Genomic DNA, 13,929 nt, shown 5'->3' on the forward strand with positions numbered 1-13,929 from the left:
TTCTGCAATGAGCGCCGCATCCTTCTACGGCAGCATTCCTGTCTTCCGTGGCTTCACCAGCCTGATGGACCCGAAACTCTATTCGCCGCTGCCGGAGGATTGGAGCATCGGCGTCGCCGACATCGTTGATTCCACCAAGGCGATCGCGGCGCAGCGCTACAAGGCCGTCAATATGGCGGGCGCTGCCGTGATCGCGGCGGTGACGAACGCGCTGGAGGGACGCGAATTCCCCTTCGTGTTCGGCGGCGACGGCGCGAGCTTTGCGGTTGCGCCTGATGATCTCGGGCTGGCGCGCGAAGCGCTGGCCGCGACCGCGACATGGGTGCGGGAAGACCTTGATCTGAAGATGCGCGTCGCGCTGGTGCCGGTGAGCGCAATAAGAGCCCGGGGCCTTGATGTACGCGTTGCGCGCTTCGGTCCGTCGGCCAATTTGTCCTATGCGATGTTCTCCGGCGGCGGGCTCGCCTTTGCCGATGCGGCGATGAAGCGCGGCGAGTTCGCGGTGACCGAGGCGCCGTCAGGCACGCAGCCAGATCTCACCGGCCTGTCCTGCCGCTTCGAGGAGATGCCGGCCTCGCGCGGGTTGATCCTGTCGGTGCTGGTGATGCCGGCTGCCGGGGCCGATCCGCTTGCGTTCCGCAAGGTGATCGAGGACATCATCCATCTGGTCGAGCGCAGTCCGGACGCGGGCCGTCCCGTGCCGCCGCAGGGGCCGCCGCTGAAATGGCCGCCGCAGGGGCTGGACTACGAGGCACGGGCGATGCGTGGCGGCTCCTTGTTTAAGCGCCGCGCCAGCCTGCTCGCCTTTACGTTTTTCGCCTATGTCCTGATGCGCTTCGATATCAAGGCCGGCAGCTTCCTGCCCAAGGTCTACAAGCGCCAGGTGGTCGAGAATTCCGACTTCCGCAAATATGACGACGGCCTGCGCATGATCCTCGACTGCACACCGGAGCTCGAGCGCGCCTTGAGCGATCGCCTCGCGGCCGCTGCGCGCGACGGCGTCGTTCGCTATGGCCTCTATCCGCAGGATGCGGCGATGATGACCTGCTTCACGCCCTCGGCGCTGCGCAGCGATCACGTCCACTTCATCGATGGCGCGCGCGGCGGCTACGCCTCGGCGGCGACGGCGCTAAAGGCGATGGTGGCGGCTGCGCGCTAGAGCATAATGAGATTAGGGTTCATTTGCCGCGACGTGGGAGGTGCGCTCCCTCCCCCCGCTTGCGGGGGAGGGTTGGGGAGAGGGCTTCTCCGCAACGGGACACTCCCCCAGGGGAGAGAACCCTCACCCGGCGCGTTGCGCCGACCTCTTCCGCAAGCGGGAGAGGTGCACCGAGTCCGCAGCGGCTTGATTCATCCCAATCTCATCGCGCTTCAGCGCGCCACGCGGCTCCAGGTCTCGCCGCCGCAGAGCGCGCCGACGCAGCCTTCGACCCGCAAGGTCTCTGCTCCCGTCACGGTGACGCTGCTGGCATAGGTATTGCCGTCGTCGGCATTGTAGATCTGGCCCGACCATTTGTTCGGTCCTGCGGGCTGCATGCCGGAAAACAGCGGCAGTCCGATCATCGAACGCTTGGCGAGCGCGGGATTGGGATTTTTGCTGTCGGTCGCGGGCTGGCCGGTCGCGGTGTCCATGGGCTCCCGCAGCCAGACGATGTGGCCACAGATGCCGCTGCCGCATTTGCTGACCTTGACGCGGGCATCGCCCGCCTGGGTGAGCCAGGTCCCGCTCGCCTCGGCGCTCTGCGCCATTGCGGTTGTCGCGCCCGACAGGGCAGCCAGAAGGACGGTGAGAACGGCAAATCGGCAGGACATGGGGGGAGGGACCTCGGAATGGAGGCGTCTCCATAGCAGCAAATTCGAATCGTGCAACGCCTGATGGAATCAAATTCCCGCGCGCATTTGCCCCGGCGAATCTGTCACCAGGGCAGGCCGCACAGGTCGATGGTGCCGAGCGTCGGCGCGCGGACGACGTTGAAGACATAGGGCGCCATGACATCGAAGCGGATTCGTCCCTCCGGCTGCTCGCAATAGACCTCGCCCTTGAAGGGCAGCCAGCTGCGGGCCTGGTAGAACGCGGCATTGTGCGGCTCGCAGAACAGGATCGCGAACTTCACGGCCTCGTTGGCGCGCATCGTATGCACCGCCGCCTCGATCGCCATGGTCGCATAACCCCTGTTACGGCGATCCTCACGCGTGCAGACGCCGCCGATACCGCCGACATGCACCTTCTGTCCATTCCAGGTGACGGTGCGGAAATAGATGCCGACATGGCAGACGAGCCCGTCCTCGGGCGTCTCGATCAGCACGCGTAAATCGGCATTGGCCCATTTGACGTGCCTCCAAGGCTTGTCTGCGATCTGTTGCGGGCCCCAGACTGCCTGATGCAGCGGCTCGGCAGTCTTCCACGAGGCATCGCCGTTGAGGATGTCGATCTCGATGCTCATCGCCTTCTCTCGCGCAGCTTCGCGTCGTGGTTGGTTCGTTCTCCCATAAGCGTCTCAAAGGCAATGATATTTTACGGCTTGTCACGCTGCTGCGGTCGCTTGCGTCGATTTTATGCAATCCGGCCAAGCCGTCGCATCACCCAATTTCGCAAATTGGCGGTATTTAACGGCGGCGGAACCTTCTATAAGGGGTGACCGTTAGAACACGTTCCCCACCAGTTGCGGACAAGAACCCATGACATTCACGCTGCCCCCACTCCCTTACGCCTATGACGCCCTCGGCCAGTTCATGTCGAAGGAGACGCTGGAATTCCACCACGACAAGCATCATCAGGCTTACGTCACCAACGGCAACAACGCGCTCAAGGGCACCGAATGGGAAGGCAAGTCCCTTGAGGAGATCGTCAAGGGCTCATTCGGCAAGAACCCTGCGGTGTTCAACAATGCCGGCCAGCACTACAACCACATCCACTTCTGGAGCTGGATGAAGCCCAATGGCGGCGGCACCAAGCTGCCGGGCAAGCTCGAGAAGAAGATCAACGAGGATCTCGGCGGCTTCGAGAAGTTCAAGACCGATTTCCAGGCGGCCGGCGTCGGCCAGTTCGGCTCGGGCTGGTGCTGGCTCCAGGTCAAGAACGGCAAGCTCGAGATCTCCAAGACTCCGAACGGCGAAAACCCGCTGGTGCACGGCGCCACCCCGATCCTCGGCTGCGACGTCTGGGAGCACTCCTACTACATCGACTATCGCAACCGCCGTCCGGACTATCTCAAGGCGTTCGTCGAGAACCTCGTGAACTGGGAATACGTCGAGTCCCTGTTCGAGAAGGCCTGAGATCTCACCTCGTCATTCCGGGGCGATGCGAAGCATCGAACCCGGAATCTCGAGATTCCGGGCTCGCGCTTCGCGCGCCCCGGAATGACCAAAAAGGCGGTCGCTCGCGCGGCCGCCTTTTTGATGTGCGGTTGCCGCTCATGGCGCCTCGCCATGTTGATCGGCAAGCCCCAAGCCGGCCGTGGACATTTGTAATGTTATAATATAACATCTTCAGATGGTCCCCGCCGCGTCCCACTCCCACCATCACGGCCACGCCCATGGTCATTCTGGCCACTCCCACGGCCATTCGCATGACCACGGGCACGACCACACCCACGCCCATGTGCACGACGCCGCCTCGCCGCATCCGGCCCAGGATGCGCGCTGGTCGATCCTGCGCATGACCATGGCCGGGCGCCTTGCGGCCGCCGTCGTCGTCTGCGCCGCGCTCTGGGGCATCGTCTTCCTGGCGATGAGGTGACCATGGCCCAGCTTACCTTCCGCAACGTCACGCTCGGCTATGACCGCCATCCGGCCGTCCACCATCTGAGCGGCGAGGTCGCATCGGGCGCACTGGTCGCCGTGATCGGCCCCAACGGCGCCGGCAAATCGACGCTGCTGCGCGGCATCGTCGGCATCCTGAGGCCGCTCGACGGCAGCATCCATCTCGGTGGGCTGGACGCCCGCGACATCGCCTATCTGCCGCAGAGCGCGGACATCGACCGCAGCTTCCCGATCTCGGTGTTCGATTTCGTCAGCACCGGGCTGTGGCGCGCGGCCGGCCTGTTCGGCGGCATCGGCAGGGTTGCGCGCGAAAAGATCCTTCGCGCCATCGCGTCGGTGGGCCTCAACGGCTTCGAGAACCGGCCCATCGGCACGCTCTCGGGCGGGCAGATGCAGCGCGTGCTGTTCGCGCGCGTGCTGCTCCAGGATGCGCGCCTGATCGTGCTCGACGAGCCCTTCAACGCCATCGACAGCAAAACCACTACCGACCTGCTCGCGCTGGTGAAGCATTGGCATCACGAAGGCCGCACCGTGATCGCCGCACTCCACGATATGGAGATGGTGCGCACCCATTTCAGCGAGACCCTGGTGCTGGCGCGCGGCCCCGTGGCCTGGGGACCGACCGCGGAGGTGCTGACGCCGGAGAACCTGATGGTCGCGATGCGGATGTGCGAGGCCTTCGACGATACCGCCGCGGCCTGTGCGGCTGACGATATCAGCTCGCGGGCGGCGTGATTCCAGATGATCTATGACGCGCTGATCGGTCCGTTCGCCGAATTCGAGTTCATGCGGCGCGCGCTTGCCGCCGTGATCGCGCTGTCGCTGGCAGGCGCGCCGATCGGCGTGTTCCTGATGCTGCGGCGGATGAGCCTCGTCGGCGATGCCATGGCGCATGCGATCCTGCCCGGCGCCGCAATCGGCTTCCTGCTCTCCGGCCTCAATCTGTTCGCGATGACGGCCGGCGGCCTGATCGCAGGTTTTGCAGTCGCGATCCTCGCCGGCGTGGTGGCCCGCTCGACCGGGCTGAAGGAGGATGCATCGCTTGCGACCTTCTATCTGGCCTCGCTGGCGCTCGGCGTCACCATCGTCTCGATCAAGGGCACCAATATCGACCTGCTCCATGTCTTGTTCGGCAACATCCTCGCGATGGACGACCAGACGCTGCTGGTGGTCGCCTTCAACGCCACGGTGACGCTGCTGGTGCTCGCGGTGATCTATCGCCCGCTGGTGATCGAGAGCGTCGATCCATTATTTTTGCGCACCGTCAGCCGGGCTGGCGGCCCTGCGCATCTCGCTTTCCTCGCGCTCGTCGTCGTCAACCTCGTCAACGGCTTTCAGGCGCTCGGCACGCTGCTGGCGGTGGGCCTGATGATCCTGCCGGCCGGAATCGCGCGTTTCTGGTCGCGCGATCTCACCGTGATGATCTGTATCGCGGTCGTTGCTGCCGCGGTTTCCGGCTATGCCGGCCTCGTGCTGTCGTTCCAGACCCGCGTGCCCTCGGGCCCGGCGATCATCCTGGTGGCCACGGCGATCTACATCGCCTCGGTCCTGTTCGGCCGCGTCGGCGGCGTCGTCAGGCAGATGTTTCCCGGCCGGCATCTGGAGGCGTGACGATGCGCGTCCTGTTGCTTCTGGCATCGCTGCTGATGGCCTCGCCACTGCAGGCGGCTGAACGGCTCAACGTCGTCGCGAGCTTCTCGATCCTGGCGGATTTCGTCCGCACGATCGGGGGAGACAAGATCAACCTGACGACGCTGGTGGGTCCTGATAGCGACGTGCATGTCTACACGCCGGCGCCCGGCGATGCGAAGCGCATCGCCGAGGCCAGGCTCGTCATCGTCAATGGCCTTGGGCTGGAGGGCTGGCTGCCGCGTCTTGTGCAGTCCTCAGGGGCCAAGGCGCAGGTGGTCACCGCGAGCGCTGGCATCGCGCCATTGAAGCTCGGCTCGGCCGCCGATCCGCATGCCTGGCAGTCCGTCCCCAATGCCAGGATTTACGTCGCCAACATCACAGCCACGCTGGCTGCCGCCGACCCTGACGATGCGGATCTCTTCCGTGCCCAGGCAAAAGCCTATCTGGAAAAGCTCGAAGCGCTCGACCGCGAGGTCCGCGAGGCCGTCGCAAAAATCCCGCCGGAACGGCGCAAGGTGATCTCGACCCACGATGCCTTCGGCTATTTCGCCGCCGAATACGGCGTGCAGTTCATCGCGCCCCTGGGCGTCTCCACCGAAACCGAGCCCAGCGCACGGGATATCGCCACCATTATCGGGCAGATCAAGGCCCAAAAAATCCCGGCCGTTTTCCTGGAAAATATCAGCGATGACCGCCTGATCCGCCGGATCGCGGCCGAGACCGGCGCCAAGGTCGGTGGGACCCTGGTTTCCGACGGTTTGACCGGCGAAAAGGGCCCTGCACCCACTTACATTGACATGGTCAGGCACAATATAAAGGCCCTGACCAGCGCGCTTGACCACTAGGGCAGGGGCCACCCCGCCTCGCGTCGCGCGACAAGCCTAAGTCCGGAGTTCTTATGTCTGAAGCGACCGCCTCCAAAATTCCCGTGACCGTGCTGACCGGCTATCTCGGCGCCGGCAAGACCACGCTTTTGAACCGCATCCTGTCGGAAAACCACGGCAAGAAATACGCCGTCATCGTCAACGAATTCGGCGAGATCGGCATCGACAACGACCTTATCATCGGCGCCGATGAGGAAGTGTTCGAGATGAATAATGGCTGCATCTGCTGCACCGTGCGCGGCGACCTCGTCCGCATCATGGATGGGTTGATGAAGCGCAAGGGCAAGTTCGACGCCATCATCGTCGAGACCACGGGCCTTGCCGATCCGGCGCCGGTCGCCCAGACCTTCTTCGTCGACGAGGACGTGCAGAAGAACGCGCGCCTCGACGCGGTCGTCACGGTCGCCGACGCCAAATGGCTGTCCGATCGGCTCAAGGACGCGCCCGAGGCCAAGAACCAGATCGCCTTCGCCGACGTCATTGTGCTGAACAAGACCGATCTCGTCACCAAGGGCGAGCTCGCCGAAGTCGAGGCCCGCATCCGCGGCATCAACCCCTATGCGAAGCTCCACCGTACCGAGCGCTGCTCGGTCGCGCTGGCGGACGTGCTCGATCGCGGCGCGTTCGACCTCGACCGCATCCTCGACATCGAGCCTGATTTCCTCGAGGCCGATGATCATGACCACGACCATGATCATCACCATCATCACGGCCACAACCATCACCACCATGATCACGGCCACGGCCTCAAGCACTATCACGACGAGGACATGCAGTCGCTGTCGCTCAAGACCGACAAGCCGCTCGATCCGAACGTGTTCATGCCCTGGCTGCAGAACCTGGTTCAGGTCGAGGGCGGCAAGATCCTGCGCTCCAAGGGCATCCTCGCCTTCCACGATGACGACGACCGCTACGTCTTCCAGGGCGTCCACATGATGCTGGAGGGCGACCACCAGCGGAAGTGGAAGGACGGCGAGAAGCGCGAGAGCCGCCTCGTCTTCATCGGCCGCGAATTGCCGGAGAAGGCCATTCGCGAAGGCTTCGAGAGCTGCATCGTTTCGTGATGAAAGAGTTTACGCCGGCCCCCGATTCCGCCTCGATCGTCTCCGTCACCGACCGCGTCAAGCCTGTGACCCTCGGCATGGGCGTGACCTCGGTGCATTTTCTCAGGGATCGCGCCGCCTTCGTCGGCGGCGAGGAGAACGTCGCGTTCGTCGACGACAAGGGTGAGATCACCACCGTCGCCGTGCACAGCGGCGGTATTCTCTCGGCCGCCTCCGACGGCAAGCGCCTCGTCATGGGCGGCGACGACGGCAAGGTCGTCGCGCTCGACGCCAAGGGCGAGGTGACGCTGCTCGCCACCGATCCGAAGCGGCGCTGGATCGATGCGGTGGCGCTGCATCCTGATGGTGCCTTTGCCTGGTCGGCCGGCAAGACGGCGACCGTTAGAAGCGGCAAGGCCGAGGAAAAATCGCTCGACGTGCCCTCGACCGTCGGTGGGCTTGCGTTCGCCCCGAAGGGCCTGCGGCTCGCGATCGCCCACTACAATGGCGCCACGCTGTGGTTCCCGAACATGGAAGGTTCGGCCGAATTCCTGCCCTGGGCCGGCTCGCATCTCGGCGTCACCTTCAGCCCCGACAACAAGTTCCTCGTCACCTCGATGCATGAGGCGGCGCTGCATGGCTGGCGGCTCGCCGACAACAGGCACATGCGCATGACCGGCTATCCCGGCCGCGTCCGCTCGATGTCCTGGAGCGCCGGCGGCAAGGGTCTCGCGACCTCGGGCGCCGATACCGTCATCATCTGGCCATTCGCCAGCAAGGACGGCCCGATGGGCAAGGAGCCCGCGATGCTCGCGCCATTGCAAGCGCGCGTCGCGGTGGTGGCCTGCCATCCCAGGAACGACATCCTGGCGGCCGGCTACAGCGACGGCACCATACTCATGGTGCGGATGGAAGACGGCGCCGAGATCCTGGTCCGCCGCAACGGCACGCCGCCGGTGGCCGCGCTCGCCTGGAACGCCAAGGGCACGTTGCTGGCGTTCGCCGACGAAAATGGGGACGGCGGGTTGCTGGCGCTTTAATCTGTCACGGTTAAAGCCGTAGGGTGGGAAAAGGCGCTCTTGCGCCGCGCCCACGATCTTTTTTGGTTTGAGGGAGGCCGTGGGCACGCTTCGCTTTGCCCACCCTACGGCAGCCTACAATCATGCGCTTTCTCACGACCTTCCAGCTCGCTGATTTCGCCGACACGCTCGTCAGCCTGTTCACCGCCTTCGTGCTCGGCACGCTGATCGGGGCGGAGCGGCAATATCGCCAGCGCACCGCTGGCCTGCGCACCAATGTGCTGGTCGCTGTCGGCGCTGCGGCCTTCGTCGATCTCGCCATGCATCTGGACGGTGCCGAGGGCGCGGTGCGAGTCATCTCTTACGTCGTCTCCGGCATCGGCTTCCTCGGCGCCGGCGTCATCATGAAGCAGGGCATGGACGTGCGCGGCCTCAACACCGCGGCGACGCTGTGGTCCTCGGCCGCGGTCGGGTCCTGCGCCGGCGCCGACATGGTTGCGCAGGCCGCGGCGCTCACCGTCTTCGTCATCGCCGGCAACACGATGCTGCGTCCGCTGGTCAATGCCATCAACCGCATTCCGCTGAACGCGAAGGCGCTCGAGGCGACCTATTACTTCAAGCTCGCGGTTGCGATGGATGCCCTGCCCGACATGCGCGACCGGCTCGTCGACAAGCTCGAGGACGCCAAATATCCCGTTGCCGACGTCGAGGTTGTCGAGACCGGCGACGATCTCATCGAGATCGTCGCCGAGCTGGTCGCAACCGCGGTCGATCCGAACGAGCTGAACGCGGTGGCGACCGACCTCCAGCACCTGCCCGGCGTCCGCCACGCCACCTGGGAAGTCAGCACCACGGATTGAGCCCGGTTCCCGCCTCTCCAGGCGGGGAACCCGCCGGCTCCAGCTTCGTTGATTCCGCGGACAAAGGCGGTGATCGACATGACCGGCCAGAACAACAAGCGAAACCTGAAGCTCGACCTGACCATTGCCGGCGCGCTGTTCGCGGCGGGTGTCGTGGTGTCCGTGATGTCGCTGGCCCAGATCCGGGCGCAGAGCCGGCTGGAGCTGGCGCAGGCCACCCAGCCGCTGCAGGGCACGCCTTCCGACGACCAGACCAAGACGCCCGCAGAGGCAAAACCCGGTGGCGACCGGCCGACCACGCCGGCGCCCGAGCCGGCGCGCCCCGAGCCGCAGACGCAAGGCGCGGCGGGAGCGGCCAAGCCCGCGCTGCCACCGGCCCCGGCCGAGAAGATCGCGCCGCCGATCAAGGACAAGCAGTAGACAGCACTCGCCTTTCAGCCCCATGCGCGCAATGGCCTGCCATTGCGCTGTCTACTGTGCATGGGGTTGTTTTCGCTGTTTGTGTCGGCGAGCCCCCTCAGCGCACCAGAATGTTCTTGAACTGCCAGGGATCGCTGCTGTCGATATCTTCCGGGAACAGGCCCGGCCGATCCGTCAGCGGCGTCCAGTCGGTGTAGAAACCCTTCACCGGGCCGAGATATGGCAGCTGGATTTCCAGGAGGCGATCGAAGTCCATCTCGTCGGCTTCGACGATGCCTTCGTTCGGATTTTCCAGCGCCCACACCATGCCGCCGAGCACGGCGGAGGTCACCTGCAGCGCGGTGGCGTTCTGGTAGGGGGCGAGCTCCCGGGTCTCTTCGATCGAGAGCTGGGAGCCGTACCAGTACGCGTTCTTGTCGTGGCCGAACAGGAGCACGCCGAGTTCGTCGATGCCGTCGACGATTTCGTCCTCTTCGAGGATGTGGTGCTTCTCCTGCATCTTGCCGGCGCGGCCGAACAGCTCATGCAGCGAGAGCACGGCGTCGTCGGCCGGATGATAGGCGTAGTGGCAGGTCGGCCGGTAGATCGCCTTGCCCGAGGCATCCCGCACCGTGAAGTAATCGGCGATCGAGATCGACTCGTTGTGGGTGACGAGGAAGCCGTATTGCGCGCCGCGCGTCGGGCACCAGGTGCGCACGCGCGTGTTGGCACCGGGCTGCATCAGATAGATGGCGGCGCCACAGCCGGCCTCGTGGGTATGCGCATTCTCGGGCATCCACTTCTCATGAGTGCCCCAGCCGAGCTCGGACGGCTGCATGCCCTCCGACAGGAAACCTTCCACCGACCAGGTGTTGACGAAGACGTCGGGCTCTTTCGGCTTCTTGGCGCGCTGGGTGTCGCGCTCGGCGATGTGAATGCCCTTGATGCCGGCCTGCCGCATCAGGTCGGCCCATTCGGCCTTGGTCCTCGGCTTCGGCGCATTGAGCTTCAGGTCGGCGGCGACGTTGAGCAGCGCCTGCTTGACGAAGAAGGAGACCATGCCGGGATTGGCGCCGCAGCAGGAGACCGCCGTGGTCGAGCCGGCGGGGCGCGCCCGCTTGGCCGCCAGCGTCACCTCGCGCAGCGCGTAGTTGGAGCGCGCCTCGGGGCCCTTGGACGCGTCGAAATAGAAGCCGAGCCAGGGCTCGTTGACGGTGTCGATATAGAGCGCGCCGAGCTCGTTGCAGAGCTCCATGATGTCGGTCGAGCCGGTGTCGACCGACAGGTTGACGCAAAAGCCCTGGCCGCCACCCTCGGTCAGCAGCGGGGTCAGCAATTCGCGATAATTGTCCTTGGTCACGGCCTTCTGGATGAAGCGCACATTGTGCTTCTCGCAATGCGCCCTGCGGCCCTCATCCTTGGGATCGATCACGGTGACGCGCGACTTGTCGTAATCGAGGTGCCGCTCGATCAGCGGCAAGGTGCCCTTGCCGATCGAGCCGAACCCGACCATGACGATGGGACCGGTGATCTTCGCGTAGATCTGCGAGGGAGGGCTCATAAGTTTCTCCGGAACGTGCTGGCGGACATCTGGTGGGTGGATCAGGCGCGGCGGCGCGTGTCAGACGCTGCGGCGCTTGGCGGTGACTTCGATCTCGACCTTCATCTCGGGCTTGGCGAGGGCGCTGACGACCAGCAAGGTCGCTGCCGGCATGATCTCGCCGAGAACCTCGCCGCAGACGGCGAAGTGGGCATCGATGTAGCTGGCGTCGGTGACGTAGTAGGTCGCACGGACGATGTCGGCCATCTCGAAACCGCCCTCCTTCAGGGCCGCTTCGATGGTCTTGAAGCAGCTGCGTGACTGGCTCGTGACATCTGCGGGCATCGTCATCGTCGTGTAGTCATAGCCGGTGGTTCCCGCGACGAAGGCGAACTCGCCGTCGATCACGGCGCGGCTGTAGCCGACGCTCTTTTCGAGGGGGGAGCCGGTGGAGATCAGGCGACGGGACATGGATTCGGCCTCGACTGAAAGGGGATTTCGTGGGGTTTATGGGCAATTTCCGGGCCCGCGCAACCCCAAAGGACGTGAGCTTAACGGAGACGCAGACGGGCGAAGCCGCCCAGTGCGGCTCCGGTCGCCGCCATCATGGCAAGTCCTTACGCCGCGCGCGCCTGGAGGGCGCGAACTACCCTCCGTTTGGGAAGGGCCGCGCCGGTCGGGACGATCATCCCTTCGGCGCCATCAAGCACACCGTCGGTGAACTCGATCGCCAGCAGACGGTCGCGCTCGAACGGGCCGGGCAACAGCAGCGCGCCGGTCTTCTCGGCCGAGAAGCCGAAACGGGCGTAGTAGGGCGCATCCCCGAGCAGGATCACGGCGTCATGCCCGCGCGCCCGGGCGGCGGCCAGCGCTTGTTGCATCAGCGCGGCGCCGATCCCGAGCTCGCGGCAGGCAGGGTCCACCGCCAGCGGTCCGAGGACCAGAGCGGGCCTGCCTCCGGCGCTGACGTGCCACAACCGCACGGTTCCCACGAGCTTTCCCTCACGCACGGCGGCCAGCGCGAGGCCGGCGGCAGGTGCGCGTCCGTCACGCAGGCGCTGGCAGGTGCGGTCATGGCGATCTTCGCCAAAGCAGGCATCCAGCAGCGCTTCACGGGCGGCGACGTCGACGGCACGCTCGCTGCGGATCGCGAGCGGAGCGGCTTTCGAGGTGAGGGCGACTTGTGGCTTCCGAAAAGCAGTCATGGCGCGTCAGTCCCCGCTTGAACAGACGTGCGTGCAGCACGCCGGCTCAAGGCGTCGTCAGAAATCGAGATGTCTGGGAGGAGCCGGCAAGCCGGCTCCCGGGTTCGTGGTGCCTCGGAGAAGCGAGGCGCTCAGATGTGGTACGTCTTCAGCGGCGGGATGCCGTTGAACGCCACCGCCGAGTAGGTCGACGTATAGGCCCCGGTGCCTTCGATCAGCAGCTTGTCGCCGATCTCGAGCGTGACGGGAAGCGGATACGGGGTCTTCTCGTACAGCACGTCGGCGCTGTCGCAGGTAGGGCCCGCGAGCACGCACGGGGTCATGTCCGCGCCGTCATGCGGGGTGCGGATGGCGTAGCGGATCGACTCGTCCATGGTCTCGGCGAGACCGCCGAACTTGCCGATGTCCAGGTACACCCAGCGCACCTCGTCCTCGTCGCTCTTCTTCGAGATGAGCACGACTTCGGATTCGATGATGCCGGCGTTGCCCACCATGCCGCGGCCCGGCTCGATGATGGTCTCCGGAATCTGGTTGCCGAAGTGCTTGCGCAGCGCGCGGAAGATCGAGCGGCCGTAGGTGACGACCGGCGGCACGTCCTTCAGGTACTTGGTCGGAAAGCCGCCCCCCATGTTGACCATGGAGAGGTTGATGCCGCGCTCGGCGCAGTCGCGGAACACCTGCGAGGCCATCGCCAGCGCACGGTCCCACGCCTTCACCTTGCGCTGCTGCGATCCGACATGGAACGAGATGCCGCACGGCTCGAGGCCCAGACGCTTGGCGGCGTCGAGCACCTCGACCGCCATCTCCGGGTCGCAGCCGAACTTGCGCGACAGCGGCCATTCGGCGCCGGCGCAGTCATAGAGGATGCGGCAGAACACCTTGGCGCCGGGAGCGGCGCGGGCAATCTTCTCGACCTCGGGAACGCAGTCCACCGCGAACAGGCGAATGCCGAGCGCGAAGGCGCGGGCGATGTCGCGCTCCTTCTTGATCGTGTTGCCGAAGGAGATGCGGTCGGGCGTCGCGCCGGCGGCCAGCGCCATCTCGATCTCGGCGACGGTCGCGGTGTCGAAGCAGGAGCCCATGGAGGCCAGCAGCGACAGCACTTCCGGCGCCGGGTTCGCCTTGACGGCGTAGAACACGCGGCTGTCGGGCAGCGCCTTGGCGAAGCTCTGGTAGTTGTCGCGCACGACCTCGAGGTCGACGACGAGGCACGGCTCGGTGTCGAGACCTTCCTTGCGGCGGTTACGCAGGAATTCCTGGATTCGTTCGGTCATGGCACTCTCCAACGGTCCCAGCGACAGGATCCGCATCAACGTGACGTCGGATAAGAGTGCTTCGGCCACATCGCGCGATGGAGGCGCGCTGAAGCCAAAAGACTCAAACCAGACTGTGCTGCCGTGGATTGGTTGGGAGAGTCTCCCGCCCGCTCACCTGGCAATGAAGGACAAGCCTTTTCAGTAGCCCGCGCCGGCGGTGGAATGCCGGTAGAGACCAAAAAAGCCCGATCCGTCGTTGCTTTAAGTCGCGTCCCCCGTTGAGAGCGGGGTGCGCCGGTTCGCCTCCGGCTGCCAGTCACGGTTGCAAA

At 65.2% G+C, this 13,929-nt stretch carries 16 protein-coding genes; 10 read left to right on the top strand and 6 right to left on the bottom strand.

Going from position 1 to position 13,929, the window contains the following annotated elements; all coding sequences use genetic code 11:
* Positions 1–7 precede the first annotated feature (7 nt).
* Positions 8–1,159: a DUF3095 domain-containing protein gene (locus tag HYH07_RS09965; RefSeq protein ID WP_220002328.1), complete on the top strand. Its 1,152-nt coding sequence runs from the start codon at positions 8–10 to the stop codon at positions 1,157–1,159.
* A gap of 212 nt (positions 1,160–1,371) precedes the next feature.
* On the opposite strand, the gene HYH07_RS09970 is transcribed toward HYH07_RS09965, so the two are convergent.
* On the bottom strand, positions 1,372–1,812 hold the full coding sequence (locus tag HYH07_RS09970; protein WP_220002329.1) for a DUF2147 domain-containing protein: 441 nt from the start codon (positions 1,810–1,812) through the stop codon (positions 1,372–1,374).
* Positions 1,813–1,916: 104 nt separating this feature from the next.
* Positions 1,917–2,444: a GNAT family N-acetyltransferase gene (locus HYH07_RS09975; RefSeq protein ID WP_220002330.1), complete on the bottom strand. Its 528-nt coding sequence runs from the start codon at positions 2,442–2,444 to the stop codon at positions 1,917–1,919.
* A gap of 235 nt (positions 2,445–2,679) precedes the next feature.
* On the opposite strand from HYH07_RS09975, the gene HYH07_RS09980 reads away from it, so the two are divergent.
* The 9 genes from HYH07_RS09980 to HYH07_RS10020 all read left to right on the top strand — a co-directional run bounded on the left by HYH07_RS09980 (position 2,680) and on the right by HYH07_RS10020 (position 9,620).
* Complete coding sequence (locus HYH07_RS09980; protein WP_084808431.1) at positions 2,680–3,276, top strand: superoxide dismutase; 597 nt, start codon at positions 2,680–2,682, stop codon at positions 3,274–3,276.
* Positions 3,277–3,493: 217 nt separating this feature from the next.
* Positions 3,494–3,739 (top strand): hypothetical protein, encoded by a 246-nt coding sequence (locus tag HYH07_RS09985; RefSeq protein WP_220002331.1) that lies wholly within the window; start codon positions 3,494–3,496, stop codon positions 3,737–3,739.
* Between the two features lie 2 nt (positions 3,740–3,741).
* Positions 3,742–4,497, top strand: coding sequence for a metal ABC transporter ATP-binding protein (locus HYH07_RS09990; protein ID WP_220002332.1), 756 nt, complete (start codon positions 3,742–3,744; stop codon positions 4,495–4,497).
* Positions 4,498–4,503: 6 nt separating this feature from the next.
* A complete protein-coding gene (locus HYH07_RS09995; protein WP_220002333.1) occupies positions 4,504–5,373 on the top strand; it encodes a metal ABC transporter permease in 870 nt (289 codons plus the stop codon).
* Between the two features lie 2 nt (positions 5,374–5,375).
* Complete coding sequence (locus HYH07_RS10000; protein WP_220002334.1) at positions 5,376–6,239, top strand: metal ABC transporter solute-binding protein, Zn/Mn family; 864 nt, start codon at positions 5,376–5,378, stop codon at positions 6,237–6,239.
* A 53-nt stretch (positions 6,240–6,292) separates the two neighbouring features.
* Positions 6,293–7,342 carry a GTP-binding protein gene (locus HYH07_RS10005; RefSeq protein ID WP_220002335.1) on the top strand — a complete coding sequence of 350 codons (1,050 nt, stop codon included), beginning with the start codon at positions 6,293–6,295 and terminating at the stop codon, positions 7,340–7,342.
* A complete protein-coding gene (locus HYH07_RS10010) occupies positions 7,342–8,361 on the top strand; it encodes a WD40 repeat domain-containing protein (protein ID WP_220002492.1) in 1,020 nt (339 codons plus the stop codon). The genes HYH07_RS10005 and HYH07_RS10010 overlap by 1 nt, the downstream gene beginning before the upstream one ends.
* 122 nt (positions 8,362–8,483) lie before the next feature.
* Positions 8,484–9,200, top strand: a complete 717-nt coding sequence (locus HYH07_RS10015) for an MgtC/SapB family protein (RefSeq protein ID WP_220002336.1) — start codon at positions 8,484–8,486, stop codon at positions 9,198–9,200.
* Between the two features lie 78 nt (positions 9,201–9,278).
* Positions 9,279–9,620, top strand: coding sequence for a hypothetical protein (locus HYH07_RS10020; protein ID WP_220002493.1), 342 nt, complete (start codon positions 9,279–9,281; stop codon positions 9,618–9,620).
* A gap of 97 nt (positions 9,621–9,717) precedes the next feature.
* On the opposite strand, the gene HYH07_RS10025 is transcribed toward HYH07_RS10020, so the two are convergent.
* From HYH07_RS10025 to HYH07_RS10040, 4 genes are all read right to left on the bottom strand, one after another.
* On the bottom strand, positions 9,718–11,160 hold the full coding sequence (locus HYH07_RS10025) for a homospermidine synthase (protein WP_220002337.1): 1,443 nt from the start codon (positions 11,158–11,160) through the stop codon (positions 9,718–9,720).
* 60 nt (positions 11,161–11,220) lie between these two features.
* On the bottom strand, positions 11,221–11,610 hold the full coding sequence (locus HYH07_RS10030; RefSeq protein ID WP_220002338.1) for a RidA family protein: 390 nt from the start codon (positions 11,608–11,610) through the stop codon (positions 11,221–11,223).
* 146 nt (positions 11,611–11,756) lie between these two features.
* The gene (locus tag HYH07_RS10035) at positions 11,757–12,344 is read right to left on the bottom strand and encodes a GNAT family N-acetyltransferase (RefSeq protein WP_220002339.1); all 588 of its coding nucleotides are present in this window, start codon (positions 12,342–12,344) and stop codon (positions 11,757–11,759) included.
* A gap of 131 nt (positions 12,345–12,475) precedes the next feature.
* Positions 12,476–13,618 carry a type III PLP-dependent enzyme gene (locus HYH07_RS10040; protein WP_057752824.1) on the bottom strand — a complete coding sequence of 381 codons (1,143 nt, stop codon included), beginning with the start codon at positions 13,616–13,618 and terminating at the stop codon, positions 12,476–12,478.
* Positions 13,619–13,929: the final 311 nt, after the last annotated feature.

It is taken from the genome of Bradyrhizobium sp. BR 10261, from assembly GCF_019455395.1.
Lineage (GTDB): Bacteria > Pseudomonadota > Alphaproteobacteria > Rhizobiales > Xanthobacteraceae > Bradyrhizobium > Bradyrhizobium manausense.

Coding starts and splice junctions, on each gene's coding strand:
- HYH07_RS10025 (WP_220002337.1), bottom strand. CDS start 11,160: ATGAGCCCTCCCTCGCAGATCTACGCGAAGATCACCGGTCCCATCGTC.
- HYH07_RS10015 (WP_220002336.1), top strand. CDS start 8,484: ATGCGCTTTCTCACGACCTTCCAGCTCGCTGATTTCGCCGACACGCTC.
- HYH07_RS10035 (WP_220002339.1), bottom strand. CDS start 12,344: ATGACTGCTTTTCGGAAGCCACAAGTCGCCCTCACCTCGAAAGCCGCT.
- HYH07_RS09970 (WP_220002329.1), bottom strand. CDS start 1,812: ATGTCCTGCCGATTTGCCGTTCTCACCGTCCTTCTGGCTGCCCTGTCG.
- HYH07_RS09980 (WP_084808431.1), top strand. CDS start 2,680: ATGACATTCACGCTGCCCCCACTCCCTTACGCCTATGACGCCCTCGGC.
- HYH07_RS09965 (WP_220002328.1), top strand. CDS start 8: ATGAGCGCCGCATCCTTCTACGGCAGCATTCCTGTCTTCCGTGGCTTC.
- HYH07_RS10005 (WP_220002335.1), top strand. CDS start 6,293: ATGTCTGAAGCGACCGCCTCCAAAATTCCCGTGACCGTGCTGACCGGC.
- HYH07_RS09990 (WP_220002332.1), top strand. CDS start 3,742: ATGGCCCAGCTTACCTTCCGCAACGTCACGCTCGGCTATGACCGCCAT.
- HYH07_RS09985 (WP_220002331.1), top strand. CDS start 3,494: ATGGTCCCCGCCGCGTCCCACTCCCACCATCACGGCCACGCCCATGGT.
- HYH07_RS10000 (WP_220002334.1), top strand. CDS start 5,376: ATGCGCGTCCTGTTGCTTCTGGCATCGCTGCTGATGGCCTCGCCACTG.
- HYH07_RS10040 (WP_057752824.1), bottom strand. CDS start 13,618: ATGACCGAACGAATCCAGGAATTCCTGCGTAACCGCCGCAAGGAAGGT.
- HYH07_RS10010 (WP_220002492.1), top strand. CDS start 7,342: ATGAAAGAGTTTACGCCGGCCCCCGATTCCGCCTCGATCGTCTCCGTC.
- HYH07_RS09995 (WP_220002333.1), top strand. CDS start 4,504: ATGATCTATGACGCGCTGATCGGTCCGTTCGCCGAATTCGAGTTCATG.
- HYH07_RS10030 (WP_220002338.1), bottom strand. CDS start 11,610: ATGTCCCGTCGCCTGATCTCCACCGGCTCCCCCCTCGAAAAGAGCGTC.
- HYH07_RS09975 (WP_220002330.1), bottom strand. CDS start 2,444: ATGAGCATCGAGATCGACATCCTCAACGGCGATGCCTCGTGGAAGACT.
- HYH07_RS10020 (WP_220002493.1), top strand. CDS start 9,279: ATGACCGGCCAGAACAACAAGCGAAACCTGAAGCTCGACCTGACCATT.